Genomic DNA, 16,446 nt, shown 5'->3' with positions numbered 1-16,446 from the left:
GTCAGACGCGGATATCAATACCGACCAGTTCAGCGTCGACCCCATCGAAACCTTCCCGCTGGTTGGCTACCGAGGCAAAGGCCTCCAGTGCGCGGGCATTGGCGATGGGAATGTCCTCTGCCCGGAAGGGTTCGAGGCGGGTGTCTTCCGCAGCGGAGCGGGCCTGCACACGGCGCAGGTAGCCCTGGGTATCCTCGGACGTGGTGGTTCCCGAACCCGGCGCATCGCCGCCCGCCGGCGACGGGCGGGCATCACGGCGCTGATCGTCGAGCACCTCGGGCCGCGCTGCTGGCGCACGGGCCCCATCGGCACGTTCACGGGGGACGCCGGCGTTGCCGATATAGGAATTACTGGAGTTGATACCATTGATCATGGCTACAGTTCCGCAGGTAATGTATCAGTGGCCCGAGACAATTCTGACAGCCTACCGCCCCGGAAGTTTCTTCCAGGTCACTTCGTCCCGCAGGTAGACCGGCTGAGCCTGCGCTGCCGGTACACTGCCGCCCTTCTGCCAGGCCTGTGCCGCCAGGCGGGCAACAAAACGGGCATCCGGGGCACAGTCTGTATCCGGCGCGTTCACGGCATCGGATACGGATGGCGGCATGCGTTCAGCATAGCGCCAACCACTGCCCCCTGCCAACCAGCGCTCGGGCCCCTGCGGCAGGCTGACCTGCTCCGGCGGGCAGACCCGCTCCGGCACCAGGGGCTCGGGCAGGCCATCCACCAGACGAAAACAGCCCCAGTAGACCTCGTCCATGCGGGCGTCAAACGCCACGGCAATGCCCTCGCCCTCTTCCGCGCCCCGGGCTTCGGCCAACTCCAGCGCCACCGCCGCCAGTGACGACACCGGCACCACCGGCAGATTCAGCCCCCAGGCCAGCCCCTGAATCACGCCGGTGGCTATGCGCAGGCCGGTAAACGAGCCGGGGCCAGCGGCAAAAGCCAGGGCATCCAGGTCCGCCATGGCCAGCCCACGCTCTTCCAGTACCTGCCGCACCATGGGCATGATCAGCCGGGTATGGCCGCGGGGCTCAACGCGACAATGCCCGCTCAGCTCCCCGCTACAAAGCAGGGCCACGGAGCAGGCATCGGTCGAGGTATCAATGGCAAGTAGATTCAAGGTGTCGGATCAGCCAAGCTTCGCGAGGATCTGCTCGCGGATATCGTCCATGGAACCCACACCGTCCACGCGTACGTATTCGGGCGCCTGGTCCGGTTCTTTCTTCGCCCACTCCTGATAATAGCCCACCAGGGGCTCGGTCTGCTCATGGTAGACCCTGAGGCGGCGACGAACGGTATCTTCCTCGTCGTCTTCACGCTGCACCAGCGGCTCGCCGGTTTCGTCATCCTTGCCGGGCTCCCGGGGCGGATCATATTTCTGGTGGTAGATGCGGCCACTGGCCGGATGCACGCGGCGGCCCGCCAGGCGCTCGACAATTTCCTCGTCATCAACGGCAATCTCGACCACGTAGTCGATATGAATACCCTGGTCCTTCAGCGCTTCCGCCTGGGGGATGGTGCGGGGGAAGCCATCCAGCAGGTAACCGTTACGGCAGTCATCCTGCTGAACCCGTTCCTCGATCAGGGCGATAATGATGTCATCGGAAACCAGAGCACCGGAGTCCATAACCGCCTGCACCTTCTTGCCCAGCTCGGAACCGGACTTGACGGCGGCACGAAGCATGTCACCTGTGGAGATCTGGGGGATGTCGAACCGTTCGGTGATGAACTGCGCCTGGGTCCCCTTGCCGGCTCCCGGCGCCCCCAACATGATAATACGCATACGCTGTGCTCCCATTTCCTGGCTAATTGTTTAAGTTTAAAGCAGTCAATACCTGAAAAGCGGTTGCCAAACCCAGATTCACCTCACGCTCCCAAGGCTTGGCAACAACCTCTCACCACAGGCGCACTACACTCGAAAAGCCGGCATTATACGAAGTCGGGACCCCGAGAGAAAGTCGACGTCAGTCGCAGTCCTCCGCTCGCCCCGGGAAGCGATCGGAAAAACCGCCGATCAGGATGACAGAGAGTGAGCCAGACTGTCCAGATCGTCGGAAACCTCGTCCACCTCCTCGCGAAGATGGTCCAGATTGCCGGCATCAAGACCCAGCTGTGCCGCCAACTGCCCGATATCATCGGGGTTGAACTCGTCGCCCACGCCTTTCTCCTTGAGCAAGGCATTGGCCAGCTGAACCATGACCACATAGGTCTTGTGCTCACCCTCGTAACCGGGTTGCTGATGAACCCCGGCGGCCTTGATCACCGGATCCGGCAGTTGCCAGAGCTTGTGCAGGATACCGCCGATCACACCGTGGCCAACGGTCAGCATCTGCTGATCATCGTCGGTACCGAACACCTGTTGCTCCAGCGTCCGCAGGCTGACCTCCGGATTCGCGGCGCGCAGGCGGTTGAGTTCCTCGAATTCCGCGGGAAACAGGTGCCCCACCAGCAACAGGCCAAAGTTGTGGAGCAACCCGCACAGATAGGCCAGTGAGCGGTCGGCGCCGCACTGGGGTGCCAGCCGCTGGCAGACAAACGCACAGTACAGGGAGTGGCGCCAGAACTGATCCATGCCCAGGGGCCCCTGGCGGGGAATATCAAAGGCCCGGACAGAGGCGATACCCAGGGCGATGTGGGCGACCCGTTCGAACCCCAGCACCCGGGTCACCGCCTCCTGTACCGAGTCGATCTGGCCGGGATAATGGAACAGTGCCGAACGGGCGTAACGGATGATCTGGGCGGTGACACTGGGGTCGTATTCGATCAGCTCCGCCAGCTCCCGGGCGGAGGCTTCCGGGTTACTGGTGAGAGTGAGTATCTTCAGTGCCAGTGCCGGCATGGGCGGCAGGCGGTAGAGCTTCTGCAGTGCTTCGGCCACCTCGTCGAGAGTGATGGCGTTGGCCGCCTGCCCGCTGTGGCGGATAGTGACATGCCCCTTGTCGGCCCCCGCCATGGCCAGGCGGAAGTCCCGGCCGGTCATGGCCAGCAGCCGCGAGGAAGAGCCGCAGGCCACGACCAGCCGCCCGGCCTGGTACAGCGATTCCTCGATCAGCACCGGGATGCCGTAGGCAGCTCCGAACGGTGGCACGAAGCCCGGCGCGCAGTCACTGAACAGACGCCCTGCCTGGGCGACCGTCAGCGGCTGCAGCCGGCGCCCGGTGCGGGCCTCGATGGCGTCCAGATCCGGAGAGCTGTCCAGGGGGTGCACCACCAGCAACACGCCCTTGACGTCGATCAGCGCGGTACTGCGAATCACCTGCCGACGGTCAACCCCCTCGCCACGCACCGCCCCGTCAAGCCCGCCTCCGGGATCTTCCGAAACCGGCACCAGCTCAAAGGAAAGGCCTTTGCGATTGAGGAACTGCTCGACTCTGGCGGCCGCTGCCACAGGTGTCTCCTTCATCTGTTAATCACACCGATAAACAGCGACAGAGGTTACCACATCCCTTTTGCTCATACCTGCTGTCAGCGCACGGCGTCAGCCGGTATTGCGCATGCCGGCGGCTATGCCCGCCATGGTGACCTTCAGCGCCTGCTCCACCAGTTCCGGCATCGGTACGACCTCCGCGTCAGCACCCTCGGCGGCCACGTTCTGCTCGGCTTCACGGTTGCGCTTGAGCAGCTCCGCCTGCAGATAGTGGAGCGGATCCGTGTAGGGGCTGCGCACTTTCATCGAATGAGCAAACACGGGTTCTTCCTCCAGCAGCACCTGCTGGTTCTTCAGTGTCTTGACCTGCTCGATGCATCCGGCCAGACGCTCACGCAGTTCCTCGCCCAGGGGGCGCAGCGCCGGATCCACCAGAGTGTCATCGTAGTAGCTGGCGATACGCAGATCCGACTTGGCCAGCACCATTTCGAGCATGTCCACATAGGTGCGGAAGAACGGCCAGTCCCGGCGCATGGCCTGCAGCAGAGGCATCTTGTCGGCCTTCTCGGCCTCCGCCAGAGCCACATCACTACCCAGCCAGCTGGGCAGCATCAGCCGCATCTGGGTCCAGGCAAAAATCCATGGGATGGCCCGCAGGCTCTCCACCCCACCGCTGGGTTTACGCTTGGCGGGCCGGCTGCCCAGGGCCAGTTTGCCCAGGGCCTGCTCCGGCGTTGCCTGGCGAAAATAGGGCACGAAATCCGGGTCGTCCCGGACCACGGCCCGGTAGGACTTCAGGGACCGCTCCGTCAGCCAGTCCATGGCATCCCGCCACTCCGGTTCCGGGGCCCTGGGCGGCGCCAGGGTAGCCTCCACCACCGCCGTGGTGTAAAGGGTGAGGCTCTGCTCCGCCAGCCGCGGCAGACCGAACTTGAAGCGAATCATCTCACCCTGCTCGGTAATCCGGAAGCTGCCGTTCACCGAACCCGGAGGCTGGGACAGGATCGCCCGGTTGGCCGGGCCACCACCCCGGCCGACGGTGCCGCCGCGGCCATGGAACAGGGTCAGGTGCATGTCAAAGCGGCTGGCCACCTCGGTCAGCTGCTCCTGGGCCTGATACTGGGCCCAGGCCGCCATCATCTGGCCGGCGTCCTTGGACGAGTCGGAATAGCCGATCATCACTTCCTGGGCGCCATTGCAGTAGTCCCGGTACCAGTCCACACAGTAGAGCGCCTCCATGGCGGCCGGTGCACCGCGCAGGTCATCCAGGGTCTCGAACAGGGGCACAATGCGCATGGGGAACTTCATGCCCGCCTCCCGCAGTAGCAGGATCACGCTGAGTACATCGGAGGGCTTGCTGGCCATGGAGATCACATAGGAGCCCAGGGCTTCCGGTGTCTGGGCCGCGACTACCTCGCAGGTGGCGAGCACTTCCCGTACCGGTTCCGACGGCTCCCAGTTACGGGGCACCAGCGGGCGCCGACCCTGCAGTTCCTTCACCAGGAACGCCTGACGCTCCTCTTCGCTCCACTCCAGATAGTTGCCCAGCCCCAGGTAGTCGACCATTTCCGCCACGGCTTCGGCATGGCGGGTCGCTTCCTGGCGGATATCCAGACGGATCAGCGGCAGGCCGAAGGTGTGGGCCCGGCGCAGGGTATCCAGCAAGGGGCCGTTGGCAATGGTTTCCAGGCCACACGCCATCAGGGAGCGGTAGCAGAGTTCCAGGGGGCCGGTGAGGTCCTCGTTCTCGAACAGGATGCCGGACTCGTCCGCCGGTTCGCCGTTGACCCGCGCCTCGGCCCAGTCCCGGGTCCGGATCAGGCGCTCCCGCAGGCGGCCCAGTATCTCCCGGTAGGGCTCACGGCAGTCCCCCGCCTGCTCCCGCAGCTCGTCACTGGCCTGCCACATGGACAATTCGGCACGCAGGGACTGTATATCCCGCAGGTACAGGTCGGCGGCCATCCAGCGCCCCAGCAGGAACACCGTGCGGGTCACCTCATGGGTGACATTGGGGTTACCATCCCGGTCGCCCCCCATCCACGACGCGATGCGGATCGGGGTGGCGTCCAGGGGCAACCCCTTGTCCGTGGAGTCCACCAGTGCCTGGTCCAGGCTGCGCAGGAACTTGGGCAGCGCTTCCCACAGGCTGTTCTCGATGACCGCGAAGCCCCACTTGGCCTCATCCACCGCCGTGGGTCGCTCATGGCGGATCTCGTCGGTGTGCCAGGCTTCCGCCACCAGCAGACGCAAACGCTCCAGTATCTGGTCACGCTCGGTAGCCAGCAGATCATCGTGGTCAAGTGCGGCCAGACAGGCGGATATTTCGTCATATTTCATGATCAGGGTGCGCCGGGCCACTTCCGTGGGGTGGGCGGTGAGCACGAACTCCAGACGCAGGTCCGACACCTTGCGGTGCAACTCACCGGCATCGACGCCGCCCTGCTTGAGGCGGCCGAAGACATCCTCCAGCGACTCCACCGTCAGATCGGATTCATGCCCCCGTTTGCGGCGGATGCCGTGGTACTGCTCGGCCAGATTGGCCAGGTTCAGGAACTGGTTGAAGGCGCGGGTGACAGGCAGCAACTGGTCATCCCGGAGGTTGCTCAGCAAACTCACCAGTCGCTGACCAGAGCCGCTTTCGTGACGCCGGTCGGCTTTGGCGGCTGCACGGATTTCCTCAATCAGGTGATAGATGTCTTCGCCCGGATAATTGCGGATATTTTCACCCAGCAACTCACCCAGCAGGCGAACGTTCTCTCTCAGCTCGGGGTGCAGTTCGGCCACGGCAGCTTCCTTTTGGTCAAAATCGGTTCGTTTATAAAAGGTAAGATCAATTGACGAATGCTTAACACTATACTGATACTGATAGTGATGACACAGCCGAACCGCAAGGGTCTGGTGCTCTGAGAAGGGAATTCGTTAAGCTTCCGCACCGACACCATCGAAAGGAGATGCAATGAAAGTTACCGACCTTCCCAGGCACTGGCAGGAAGACAAGAAGACTGCCGATCGCACCCACGACTACAACCTGCGCCTGCCCCTGGAAGACGCCGCCCGGGTGGCCGCACTGGCGGAAATGTACCCGGATCGCAGTGAGGCGGATATTCTCAATGACATGATTGCGGCAGCGCTGGATGATCTGGCGGAGAGTACGCCGCTGAAGGAGAAGCTGAAGCGGTCTTGAGCGGGCGCTATAAGGGCGGCTCAAACCCCTCTCCCTTGAGGGAGAGGGAATGTACGTCTAAACGGCGGGGTAGTCTCAGGCTACGGAAACCAGTTGCCGGCGCTTGAGGTCTTCCATGTGCTTCTGGCCGAGAGCAATAAACCGGGGTGTCAGGCCAACGTCTTCGTAGATCTCGAACCCGTCCTCGTCATACGCCACAACCTTGTCGCCTTCCACGTAGGGGAAGGAGGTTTCCAGCTCGTCCAGAGCGGCGGACAAGAGGTCGCGCATCAGGTCCTGGGGCGATTTCATGGGATAGAGGGTGGCCAGCTTCGACAACTCTTCATGGTGGTTGTCGGCCAGCTTGACGTAGTAGGGATCGCGGGTCAGACGACCCTTGGCGTGTTTGTCCCAGTGTGTAACCAGATCACGGATCTTCATAATAATGCTACTCCTGCCTTCAACTGCGGCCCGATTGTTGTCGATCTGAGGGCTATGACGAGGGGGAGACATTACCGGCTTTCCCTCTCAACCCGCAGTGTAGTCGAATCGTGCAGAATGCAAGCCACGAAATCGGTAACGAATTGTACTTATTTGTGATTTTCCCCGGCCTGCTGCTCACTTTCCCTGTGAACGCTCCACACCCTTGACCGAGTTCCAGATCTCATCAAGAGCCTCCAGGGGTTCGTCTTCCATGGTTCTGCCCTGCTCCCGCAATATCGCTTCTATGGCCTGGAATCGAGCCTCGAATTTACGATTGGTACGACGCAATGCCTGGTCCGGATTGACTTTCAAGAAGCGCGCCAGATTCACACAGACAAACATCAGGTCGCCCAGTTCGTCTTCCACGGCATCCTGCGCCGCCGGATCCTGTTGCGCATTCTGCCAGGCCTCCCGGAGCTCTCCCAGTTCCTCCTCGAGCTTGTCGAAGACCGGGTTGATATCCGGCCAGTCAAAGGCATAACGGGAGGCCCGGCGCTGCAGCTTGTCCGCCCGGGTCAGCGCCGGCAGGGAACCGGGGATATCGTCCAGACGGCTGCCGGGTTGCTGAGGCTTCGCCTCACCCTTGCTCGCCCGCTCCTCGGCCTTGATTCGTTCCCAGCTGGCGGCGATCCATTCCTCACCGGGCCGGTTGTCGGGATCCACCCGGCTTTCCAGGGTGCCTTCCGGAAATACATGGGGGTGCCGGCGCAACAATTTCTGCACCAGGGTGTGCACCACTGCATCAAAATCGAACAGTGCCTGCTCCCGCCCCATCTCGCTGTAGAAGATGACCTGAAACAGCAGATCCCCCAGTTCCTCCTTCAGGTGGCCATAGTCTTCCCGCTCGATGGTGTCGGCCACCTCATGGGCTTCTTCCAGAGTGTGGGGCACGATGGTGCGGAAGGTCTGTCTGGTATCCCACGGACAACCGGTATCGGGATCCCTGAGGCGTGCCATCAGGGTTTTCAGGTCCTCGATGGTATAGCTCATGACCGTTTGCGCCTTACCTCGATGATATTTGGCAGGTTGCGGATCTGCGCCAGCAGCCGGGCCAGCTGCTCCAGGCTGTGGATTTCCACCGTGACCAGCATGGTGGCGGTGTTATCGTCGGGGTCCGACAGGGTATTCAGGGACAGCACATTGCTGCGGGAGGCTGTCAGCACCTCGGTGATGTCCCGCAGCAGGCCGTAGCGGTCGTAGGCCTGGATTTCGATATCCACCGGGTAGGTGGCCTCGGGCTGGCCGCCCCAGCTGACCTCGATAATCCGGTTGGGCTCATATTCCTTGTGGTGGAGGAAGGTCAGGCAGTCCTGACGATGCACGGTGACACCGCGCCCCACGGTGATGTAGCCACCGATGGCGTCCCCCGGCAGCGGCTTGCAGCACTTGGCCACCTGGGTCTTGAGCTTGCCCACGCCGCGGATCTGTATGTCCGATTCGGTATCGTACTGACGATTGCGGTTGCCCAGCAGCTTGAGGTCCAGCTGTTTTTCCCGGGGGTCCAGCATCTGCTGGCCGACGTGAGCCACATGGGTGGGCCGCAGGTCGCCGGCGCCGATGGCGGCAAACATGTCGTCCGCCGCCGGCTGGTTGACCTTGCGGGCAAGCTCGTTCAGATCCACGTCGTAGATCGACAGCCGCTTGAACTCATCCTCCAGAATGGCCCGCCCGTCGGCAATGTTCTGCTCACGGTTCTGTTGTTTGAACCAGTGGGTGACCTTGGCCCGGGCCCGTGAGGTCTGGATATAGCCCAGGCTGGGATTGAGCCAGTCACGGCTGGGCGCCTGGTTGTTGGAGGTGAGGATATAGACCTGATCACCGGTTTTCAGCGGATAGGTCAGGGGCACGATGCGGCCGTTGACCCGCGCACCACGACAGGCATGCCCCACCTCGGTGTGCACCCGGTAGGCGAAGTCCACCGGTGTCGCGCCCTGGGGCAGGTCGACCACGTGGCCCTCTGGGGTGAACACATACACCCGGTCGGAGCCGATATCGCTGGTCAGGTGATCCGACAGGCCGGACAGGTCACCCAGCTCCTCCTGCCACTCCAGTACCTGGCGCAGCCAGTTGATCTTGGCCTCGTAGCCGGTCGAGCGGTTGCCGGTGTCGGTGCCCTTGTAGAGCCAGTGGGCGCAGACTCCCAGTTCCGCTTCCTCATGCATGTGATGGGTACGGATCTGCACTTCCATGACCTTGCCCTCGGGCCCGATCACGGCGGTGTGGAGCGACTGGTAGCCGTTCTCCTTGGGGTTGGCGATGTAGTCGTCAAACTCGTTGGGAATGTGCCGCCAGAGACTGTGGACAATACCCAGGGCGGCGTAGCAGTCCCGCATTTCCGGTACCAGGATGCGCACGGCGCGTACATCGTAGACCTGGGAGAAGTCGATACCCTTGCGGCGCATCTTCCGCCAGATGCTGTAGATATGCTTGGCGCGACCGGCCAGTTCGGCGTTGATGCCAGAACGGCGCAACTCGCTGCCCAGATCCCGCAGGACTTTCTGGATGTAGCTTTCCCGGTCCAGCCGCTTCTCGTCCAGTTGCCTGGCGATCTTCTTGTAGGCGGTTTCATGCAGGTAGCGGAACGACAGGTCCTCCAGCTCCCACTTGATATGGCCGATACCAAGCCGGTGGGCCAGGGGCGCATAGATATCGAACACTTCCCGGGCCACCCGCATGCGTTTCTCGTAGACGGCGTTTTTCACCGCCCGCAGGGCACAGGTCCGCTCCGCCAGCTTGATCAGCGCCACCCGCACGTCGTCGATCATGGTCACCAGCATCTTGCGGACGTTGTCCAGCTGGCCTTCGTTCTGGCCCAGCACATTGCCCTTGAGAGGGTGATGGATGGATGAGATGGCGGCCATCTGCCCCACCCCATCGATCAGCCTGGCCACTTCGTCACCGAACTCGCCGCGGATTTCCTCAAGGCCGATACGGCCCTCACGCACCGCCCGGTAGAGAATCGCCGCCACCAGGCAGGCCTGATCCAGGTGCAGTTCCACCAGTACCTGGGCCATTTCTATGCCGGTGCGGAAACTGCTCGCTCCCGGTGCCCACAGGCGGTCTTCCTGTACCGCCCGGAGGTCGATCTCGGCGCTGAGTTCACAGGCCCGCCGGAACTGGTCCGGATTCTCCAGCCGGGTCTGGGCGGCAATCTGGCGTACCCAGCCCTCGATATCCACCTGTCCGTCGGCGGTAACGGCGTAGTCTTCCCGTACTTTTACCATGGCATTGTCTCTGTCCTTACCAGGCCAGGCCCTTGTGTGTTCAGTTCTTCTCGAACAGGGCGATGGACTCTACATGGGTGGTGTGCGGAAACATGTCCATCACACCCGCCTGCTTCAGGCGGTACCCCTTGCTGACAATCACGCCTGCGTCCCGCGCCAGGGTGGCGGGATTACAGGAGACGTACACAATTCGCCTGGCACCGAATGCCGTCAGGTGCTCGCAGATTTCCTGGGCACCGGAGCGCGGCGGGTCTATCAGGATGCGATCGAAACCCTCCGAGGCCCAGCTCTCACGGGTAAAGTCACCGTGCAGATTGGCGCCATGGAAGGCTACATTGTCGAGCCCGTTGCGTTCAGCGTTTTCGCGCCCGCGCACCACCATGGCGTCATCGCCCTCCACTCCGACCACCTGGCCAGCCTTGCGGGCCAGCGGCAGGGTAAAGTTGCCCAGTCCGCAGAACAGGTCCAGCACCCGGTCCCCCGGTTGCACATCCAGCCAGTCAACGGCTCTGTGTACCATGCGCTGGTTGATGTCGGCATTGACCTGGGTAAAGTCCATGGGATGAAAGCCCATGGTCAGGTCAAATTCCGGTAACCGGTAGCTCAGCCGTTCCTCGCCCTCTTCCGGCCAGATCCGGTGGACGGTATCCGGTCCCTTCGGCTGCAGATAGATATGCAAACCATGGGCCTGACCGAAGGCCACCAGGGCCGCACGGTCGGCATCGCCAAGGGGGATCATGTTACGGAAGATCATGGCCGCATCGTCGTCGCCACAGGCCACTTCCACCTGGGCAATATCCTGGTGGGCCTGCAGGGTGTAGAGCAGCCGCCGCAGGTCATCAATGTGCTCCCCGATACGCGGATCCAGCACCACACAGCGGTCAATGTCCGCCAGGAAGCTGTTGCGCTTCTCCCGGAAACCCACCAGCACCGAGTCCCGCTTGGGCACGAAACGTACCCCCAGACGGGCCTTGCGGCGATAGCCCAGGGAGGGCGAGCGCATGGGCTCGATCCATTGCTCCGGCTCGATACCCCCGAAATGGGCAAAGTGCTCCCGCAGGGTATTTTCCTTGAACCGGATCTGGGCATCGGGGGCCATATGCTGCAGGCTGCAGCCACCACACAGGTCGGCGAAATCACACGGTGGTGAGACACGCTCCGGTGAGGCCTCCAGCACTTCCTCGGTACGCAGCTCGTCGAACTTGCTGCGGGTGGAGATCATCTTTGCCATCACCCGCTCACCGGGCAGTGCACCATCCACGAAACGGGTCTTGCCCTCTTCGCGGGCAATGCCCCGGCCATCATGGCTGAATGCCTCGATCGTGCAAGGCAAGGGTTCCCTGGGCAGGGGCTTCCTGCGTCTGCGACTCATATACAAGGTCTCTGGTCAGTAAAACAATCAGGCGCCCGGGAACACCCCGGTGGACAGGTATCGGTCACCACGGTCACAGATGATGGCCACGATCACGGCGTTTTCAACCTGTTCGGAGAGCTTGAGCGCCGCCGCGATGGAGCCACCGGAGGAGACGCCACAGAAAATGCCCTCTTCCCGGGCCAGCGCCCGCATGGTGTTCTCGGACTCTTCCTGGCCCACATCAAGCACCTCATCCACCCGTGAGGCGTCGTAGATCTTTGGCAGGTATTCCTCGGGCCAGCGGCGGATGCCGGGGATGGACGAACCTTCCTTCGGCTGCAGGCCAATAATGCGGATGTCCGGGTTGCGCTCCTTCAGGTAGCGGGAGACGCCCATGATGGTACCGGTGGTGCCCATGGAACTGACGAAATGGGTCACAAGCCCCCGGGTCTGTTCCCAGATCTCGGGCCCGGTGGTGCGGTAATGGGACAGCGGGTTATCCGGGTTGGCAAACTGATCCAGCACCAGCCCTTCGCCCTGCGCCTGCATGCGTGCGGCCATGTCCCGGGCAGCTTCCATACCCTCTTCCTTCGACACGGTGATGATCTCGGCACCATAGGCACGCATGGAAGCCCGGCGCTCCTCGCTCATGTTGGCGGGCATGATCAGCTTCATCCGGTAGCCCTTGATGGCGGCCGCCATGGCCAGGGCAATACCGGTATTGCCGCTGGTGGCCTCGATGAGGGTATCTCCGGGCTTGATCTCGCCACGCTTCTCCGCTTCCTGGATCATGCTGACGGCCGGACGATCCTTGACCGAGCCTGCCGGATTGTCGCCCTCCAGTTTGGCCAGGATGACGTTGCTGGTCTGGCCGGGCAAGCGCTGCAAGCGCACCAGCGGCGTGTGGCCGACATAGTCCTCAATGGTGGGGAAATGCATGACGTTCCTGCTCCTCGTCGAGATGGGCTGCACAGCTTTTCAAAACGCGTATGTTACACTTGAAGAGCCTTTGAGACAGTTTTCTGCCGTTAAGTTCAGAAAGCAAAAACAGAACGGTATTACCACACTTCTGAGGTGCGCATCATACGCGTAACCGGGCACCTCGCCCAATACAGGTTCCCGCTATAACCATTGCCGCTGGCTATAAGCAGGCTTTGGCAACCACAATGCCGGAAAAGGGCGCCGTTTCGTACCAGGGATCGGACAAGGGGTAGGCACAGACGTATGCGTCGTTGGGGTATTCGTAAAAAAGTCCTGGTGGTAACCCTGGTTCCCACCCTGGTTACCACACTTCTGCTGGGGCTGTTCTTCACCTGGAGCTGGGTGCAGAACATCAACCAGTTGCTGGATGATCGTGGTGAGTCTCTGTCCCGCCAGCTGTCGGCGGCTGCCGAATATGGCATGTTCACCTCCAACCGCAGCCTGCTGAGCAGCCTGTCAAACGCCCTGCTGGAAGAGCGGGACGTACGCTCCATCACCTTCTACGATGCGCGCAAGGAGCGCCTGCTCCATACCGGCCCCGCCAGCACCATGGAAACACCGGACCAGTTTCCAGGGAATTCGTCGGTGTCCCGCTGGACCACCTCCGGCAAAACGGTGTTCATGTCGCCGGTCTACCTGCAGGACCTGATGCTGGACAACCTGCTGGACCTGGAATCGGGCACCACCACCGCGCCGGACAGGGTGGAGCCCATTGGCTGGGCGGCGGTGGAAATGTCCCACGTGCGCACCGAAAAGGAAACCTGGAAGGCCCTGTTCATCTCGCTGCTGGTGATCGTGGCGGGCGTGCTGCTCAGCCTGACCATTGCCCTGCGCCTGAGCCGCTCCTTCACTCACCCGGTGTTCGAGCTGAACAATGCCGTCGCCCGCCTCAAGGAAGGCCACCTGGACACCCGCGTGTACACCGGCGCCGGCCCCGAGTTCGAGCAGCTGGAGTCCGGCCTCAACGCCATGGCAGGAGAGCTGAGCAAGGCCCAGGCCGAAATGCAGCAGAACATCGACCAGGCCACCGAGGACCTGCGGGAAACCCTGGAAACCATCGAGATCCAGAACATTGAACTGGACTTCGCCCGCAAGGATGCCCTGGAAGCCAGCCGCATCAAGTCGGAATTCCTGGCCAACATGTCCCACGAAATCCGCACGCCCCTCAACGGCATCATCGGATTCACCGAACTGCTGCTCAAGAGCCCCCTGCAGAAGCAGCAGGCCGAGCACCTGAACACCATCCGCAAGTCCTCGGAAATCCTGCTCACCATCATCAATGACATCCTGGATTTCTCCAAGATCGAGGCCGGCAAGCTGATCCTCGACCGGGTACCCTTCCACCTGCGGGAAATCGTCGAGGAAGTGATGGTCATGCTGGCCCCCGCCGCCCACGGCAAGAACCTGGACCTGGTGCACCTGGTCTACGCCGACGTGCCCGACAACATGATGGGCGATCCACTGCGGGTGAAGCAGGTAATCACCAACCTGGTCAACAACGCCATCAAGTTCACCCAGACCGGCGAGGTGGTCCTGCGGGCCAGCCTGGAAGAGGAGGACCCCGAGAGCAACCAGGTGACCCTGCGCATCAGCATTTCCGACTCCGGCGTGGGCCTGTCACGGGCCCAGCAGCAGTCGCTGTTCAATGCCTTCAGCCAGGCGGATGCTTCCACCGCCCGCCAGTATGGCGGTACCGGCCTCGGCCTGGTGATTTCCAAACGCCTGGTGGAGGAAATGGGTGGCGATATTGGTCTGGAGAGTGAGCTGGGCAAGGGTTCTACCTTCTGGTTCACGCTCACCACGGAGCTGGCCGCCGGTACCGAGGCCCCACTGCCCCACGATGCGCTGCGGGGCGAGCGGGTGGTCTACCTGGAACAACAGAAAACCACGGGCCTTGCAGTGGAGCATATCCTGCGGGACTGGGGCATCGAAGTAACCCGGGTCAACTCACCGGCGGAGCTGATTGAACAGGTGGCAGACGCCCAGCAGAACCAGTCGGGCTATGCCCTGGCCATCGTGGGCATCACCCGACACCTGCTCCATTCCAGCCAGTACCGGGAGCTGATCCGTGGTCTGGAAGTGGACAGGGACTGCCGCACGCTGCTGTTGACCCCGACACTGGAGTCCCACGACACCACCCTCACCGGGATGGCCAGTGGCCACATGATCAAGCCCATCTGCCGCGGGCCGCTCTACGATGAACTGCTGATGCTGGTCCATGGCATCGACACCCGTAACCGGCAACACGTGCCGGAACGGAAGACAGGCGCCCTGCCCCCACCCCGCAGCACCACGCCGAACCTGCCGAGGGTGATGGCGGTGGACGACAACGAGGCCAACCTGAAGCTGGTTCTGACCCTGCTGAAGGATTGCGGCATTCCCGCGGAAGGCGCCGCCAGTGGCTTCGAGGCCCTGAGTAAGGCCCGCAGCCAGGATTTCGATGCCATCTTCATGGACCTGCAGATGCCGGGCATGGATGGCGTGGAAACCACCGCCCGCCTGCGGGGGCTGGATAACAACCACCATCGCACCGCGATCATCGCCCTGACCGCCCACGCCCTGGCGGACGAACAGGAGCGCCTGATGCAGCAGGGTTTTGACGGCTACCTGGTCAAGCCGGTGAACAGCAGCCAGCTGGTGGAGACCCTCACCGATTTCACCGGTTACCAGCCGCCGGAGCAGCAGGAGACCGGCTCCCGGAGTATCGCCGAATTCCGGGACACCCGCCGGCCATTACGACCGTCAACCCGCCGTCGGCAGAAACCGATCGTGGATGTGGAGGAGAGCATTCGCCTGGCCGCCGGCAAGCCGGACCTGGCGGAAGAACTGTTCAGCATGCTGCTGGAACAGCTCAGGCCCGACCAGGAAACCATCCGGGCGCGCTGGGCGGCGGAAGACTACGAGGCGGTGCTGGAATGCGTCCACAAGCTCCACGGCGCCACCCGCTACTGTGGCGTACCGGAACTGAGGGATGCCTCGGAACAGTTCGAGACTGCCCTCAAACGTCGTTCGGCTGACATGGAAAGCCTGCGCCAGAACCTGCTGGCGGCCATGGAACGACTGGATATCTGGGGGGACCAGACTGACTGGCAGGCTATGTTCCGCAACAGTGATCAGTTGAATCCTGTTTAAAACAATCAGTCCCGGGCCCGATCCAGAATAAACCGCATATCCCGAACCGCCTCTTTAAGACCAGTAAACACAGACCGGGCAATAATCGCATGCCCGATATTCAACTCATGGATACCGGGAATGGCAGCCACCGCCAACGTATTGTGATAGTTCAAGCCATGCCCGGCATTGACCACCAGCCCCTTGCGACGGGCGTATTCCACCGCTTCCCTGAGATTCTCAAGGGTATGGGCCTGCTCCGCAGCGGTATCCGCCTCGGCATACTCGCCGGTGTGCAGCTCGATCACCGGGGCGCCACAGCGCACGGCGGAGTCGATCTGAGACGGATCCGGGTCGATAAACAGTGACACCTCGGCACCAATACGGGCCAGCCGCTCGCAGGCCTTCGCCACACGATCCTCGTTGCCCTCCACATCCAGACCACCTTCCGTGGTCAGCTCCTCCCGTTTTTCCGGCACCAGGCAGACACACTCCGGCCGCACCGTCTCGGCGAACGCGAGCATGGCATCGGTCACCGCCATTTCCAGGTTCATGCGGGTATTGAGGGTCTGACGCATCAGCAACACATCCCGGTCCTGGATATGGCGACGGTCTTCCCGGGGATGGATGGTAATGCTGTCGGCACCGGCTTCCTCGGCCACCATGGCGGCCTGAACCGGATCGGGGAAGCGGGTGCCCCGGGCCTGACGCAGCGTGGCCACATGGTCCACATTCACTCCCAGCAATACACGGTCTTTCATGA

13 protein-coding genes are annotated in these 16,446 nt (G+C 62.4%); 2 read left to right on the top strand and 11 right to left on the bottom strand.

What is annotated here, in order from left to right:
- Position 1: 1 nt before the first annotated feature.
- The 5 genes from IE079_RS12105 to ppc form a co-directional block, all read right to left on the bottom strand.
- Positions 2–373: a UDP pyrophosphate phosphatase gene (locus tag IE079_RS12105; RefSeq protein ID WP_189576762.1), complete on the bottom strand. Its 372-nt coding sequence runs from the start codon at positions 371–373 to the stop codon at positions 2–4.
- Positions 374–424: 51 nt separating this feature from the next.
- Positions 425–1,120 carry a tRNA (adenosine(37)-N6)-threonylcarbamoyltransferase complex dimerization subunit type 1 TsaB gene (gene tsaB / locus IE079_RS12100; RefSeq protein WP_189576760.1) on the bottom strand — a complete coding sequence of 232 codons (696 nt, stop codon included), beginning with the start codon at positions 1,118–1,120 and terminating at the stop codon, positions 425–427.
- 9 nt (positions 1,121–1,129) lie between these two features.
- The gene (adk, locus tag IE079_RS12095; RefSeq protein ID WP_189576758.1) at positions 1,130–1,783 is read right to left on the bottom strand and encodes an adenylate kinase; all 654 of its coding nucleotides are present in this window, start codon (positions 1,781–1,783) and stop codon (positions 1,130–1,132) included.
- Positions 1,784–2,014: 231 nt separating this feature from the next.
- Entirely contained in the window at positions 2,015–3,388 is a 1,374-nt protein-coding gene (locus tag IE079_RS12090; protein ID WP_189576756.1) for an HDOD domain-containing protein, read from the bottom strand.
- Positions 3,389–3,478: 90 nt separating this feature from the next.
- Positions 3,479–6,151 (bottom strand): phosphoenolpyruvate carboxylase, encoded by a 2,673-nt coding sequence (ppc, locus tag IE079_RS12085; protein WP_189576754.1) that lies wholly within the window; start codon positions 6,149–6,151, stop codon positions 3,479–3,481.
- 172 nt (positions 6,152–6,323) lie between these two features.
- Between ppc and IE079_RS12080 the strand changes: the two genes are divergently transcribed.
- Positions 6,324–6,551 (top strand): hypothetical protein, encoded by a 228-nt coding sequence (locus IE079_RS12080; protein ID WP_189576752.1) that lies wholly within the window; start codon positions 6,324–6,326, stop codon positions 6,549–6,551.
- 75 nt (positions 6,552–6,626) lie between these two features.
- Here IE079_RS12080 and IE079_RS12075 read toward each other — a convergent pair whose 3' ends face one another.
- The 5 genes from IE079_RS12075 to cysM all read right to left on the bottom strand — a co-directional run bounded on the left by IE079_RS12075 (position 6,627) and on the right by cysM (position 12,530).
- On the bottom strand, positions 6,627–6,971 hold the full coding sequence (locus IE079_RS12075; protein ID WP_189576750.1) for a pilin assembly protein: 345 nt from the start codon (positions 6,969–6,971) through the stop codon (positions 6,627–6,629).
- A 177-nt stretch (positions 6,972–7,148) separates the two neighbouring features.
- Complete coding sequence (mazG, locus tag IE079_RS12070; RefSeq protein WP_189576747.1) at positions 7,149–8,003, bottom strand: nucleoside triphosphate pyrophosphohydrolase; 855 nt, start codon at positions 8,001–8,003, stop codon at positions 7,149–7,151.
- Positions 8,000–10,237: a GTP diphosphokinase gene (relA, locus tag IE079_RS12065; RefSeq protein ID WP_189576745.1), complete on the bottom strand. Its 2,238-nt coding sequence runs from the start codon at positions 10,235–10,237 to the stop codon at positions 8,000–8,002. The genes mazG and relA overlap by 4 nt, the downstream gene beginning before the upstream one ends.
- Before the next feature lie 40 nt (positions 10,238–10,277).
- A complete protein-coding gene (gene rlmD / locus IE079_RS12060; protein ID WP_189576743.1) occupies positions 10,278–11,609 on the bottom strand; it encodes a 23S rRNA (uracil(1939)-C(5))-methyltransferase RlmD in 1,332 nt (443 codons plus the stop codon).
- 27 nt (positions 11,610–11,636) lie between these two features.
- The gene (gene cysM / locus IE079_RS12055; protein WP_189576741.1) at positions 11,637–12,530 is read right to left on the bottom strand and encodes a cysteine synthase CysM; all 894 of its coding nucleotides are present in this window, start codon (positions 12,528–12,530) and stop codon (positions 11,637–11,639) included.
- 285 nt (positions 12,531–12,815) lie between these two features.
- Here cysM and IE079_RS12050 point away from each other — a divergent pair, with 285 nt between their 5' ends.
- Entirely contained in the window at positions 12,816–15,704 is a 2,889-nt protein-coding gene (locus IE079_RS12050; RefSeq protein WP_189576739.1) for an ATP-binding protein, read from the top strand.
- Between the two features lie 5 nt (positions 15,705–15,709).
- On the opposite strand, the gene pdxJ is transcribed toward IE079_RS12050, so the two are convergent.
- Positions 15,710–16,444 (bottom strand): pyridoxine 5'-phosphate synthase, encoded by a 735-nt coding sequence (pdxJ, locus tag IE079_RS12045; RefSeq protein ID WP_189576737.1) that lies wholly within the window; start codon positions 16,442–16,444, stop codon positions 15,710–15,712.
- Positions 16,445–16,446 lie beyond the last annotated feature (2 nt).

The sequence above is a fragment of the Marinobacter zhanjiangensis genome, assembly GCF_014651935.1.
In the GTDB taxonomy this organism is placed as follows: domain Bacteria; phylum Pseudomonadota; class Gammaproteobacteria; order Pseudomonadales; family Oleiphilaceae; genus Marinobacter; species Marinobacter zhanjiangensis.
This window is presented reverse-complemented; position numbering and strand designations above follow the sequence as displayed.

Excerpts from the sequence above, each read along its gene's own strand:
- IE079_RS12105 (WP_189576762.1), bottom strand. The coding sequence starts at position 373 with ATGATCAATGGTATCAACTCCAGTAATTCCTATATCGGCAACGCCGGC.
- adk (WP_189576758.1), bottom strand. The coding sequence starts at position 1,783 with ATGCGTATTATCATGTTGGGGGCGCCGGGAGCCGGCAAGGGGACCCAG.
- IE079_RS12080 (WP_189576752.1), top strand. The coding sequence starts at position 6,324 with ATGAAAGTTACCGACCTTCCCAGGCACTGGCAGGAAGACAAGAAGACT.
- IE079_RS12075 (WP_189576750.1), bottom strand. The coding sequence starts at position 6,971 with ATGAAGATCCGTGATCTGGTTACACACTGGGACAAACACGCCAAGGGT.
- mazG (WP_189576747.1), bottom strand. The coding sequence starts at position 8,003 with ATGAGCTATACCATCGAGGACCTGAAAACCCTGATGGCACGCCTCAGG.
- relA (WP_189576745.1), bottom strand. The coding sequence starts at position 10,237 with ATGGTAAAAGTACGGGAAGACTACGCCGTTACCGCCGACGGACAGGTG.
- rlmD (WP_189576743.1), bottom strand. The coding sequence starts at position 11,609 with ATGAGTCGCAGACGCAGGAAGCCCCTGCCCAGGGAACCCTTGCCTTGC.
- cysM (WP_189576741.1), bottom strand. The coding sequence starts at position 12,530 with ATGCATTTCCCCACCATTGAGGACTATGTCGGCCACACGCCGCTGGTG.
- IE079_RS12050 (WP_189576739.1), top strand. The coding sequence starts at position 12,816 with ATGCGTCGTTGGGGTATTCGTAAAAAAGTCCTGGTGGTAACCCTGGTT.
- pdxJ (WP_189576737.1), bottom strand. The coding sequence starts at position 16,444 with ATGAAAGACCGTGTATTGCTGGGAGTGAATGTGGACCATGTGGCCACG.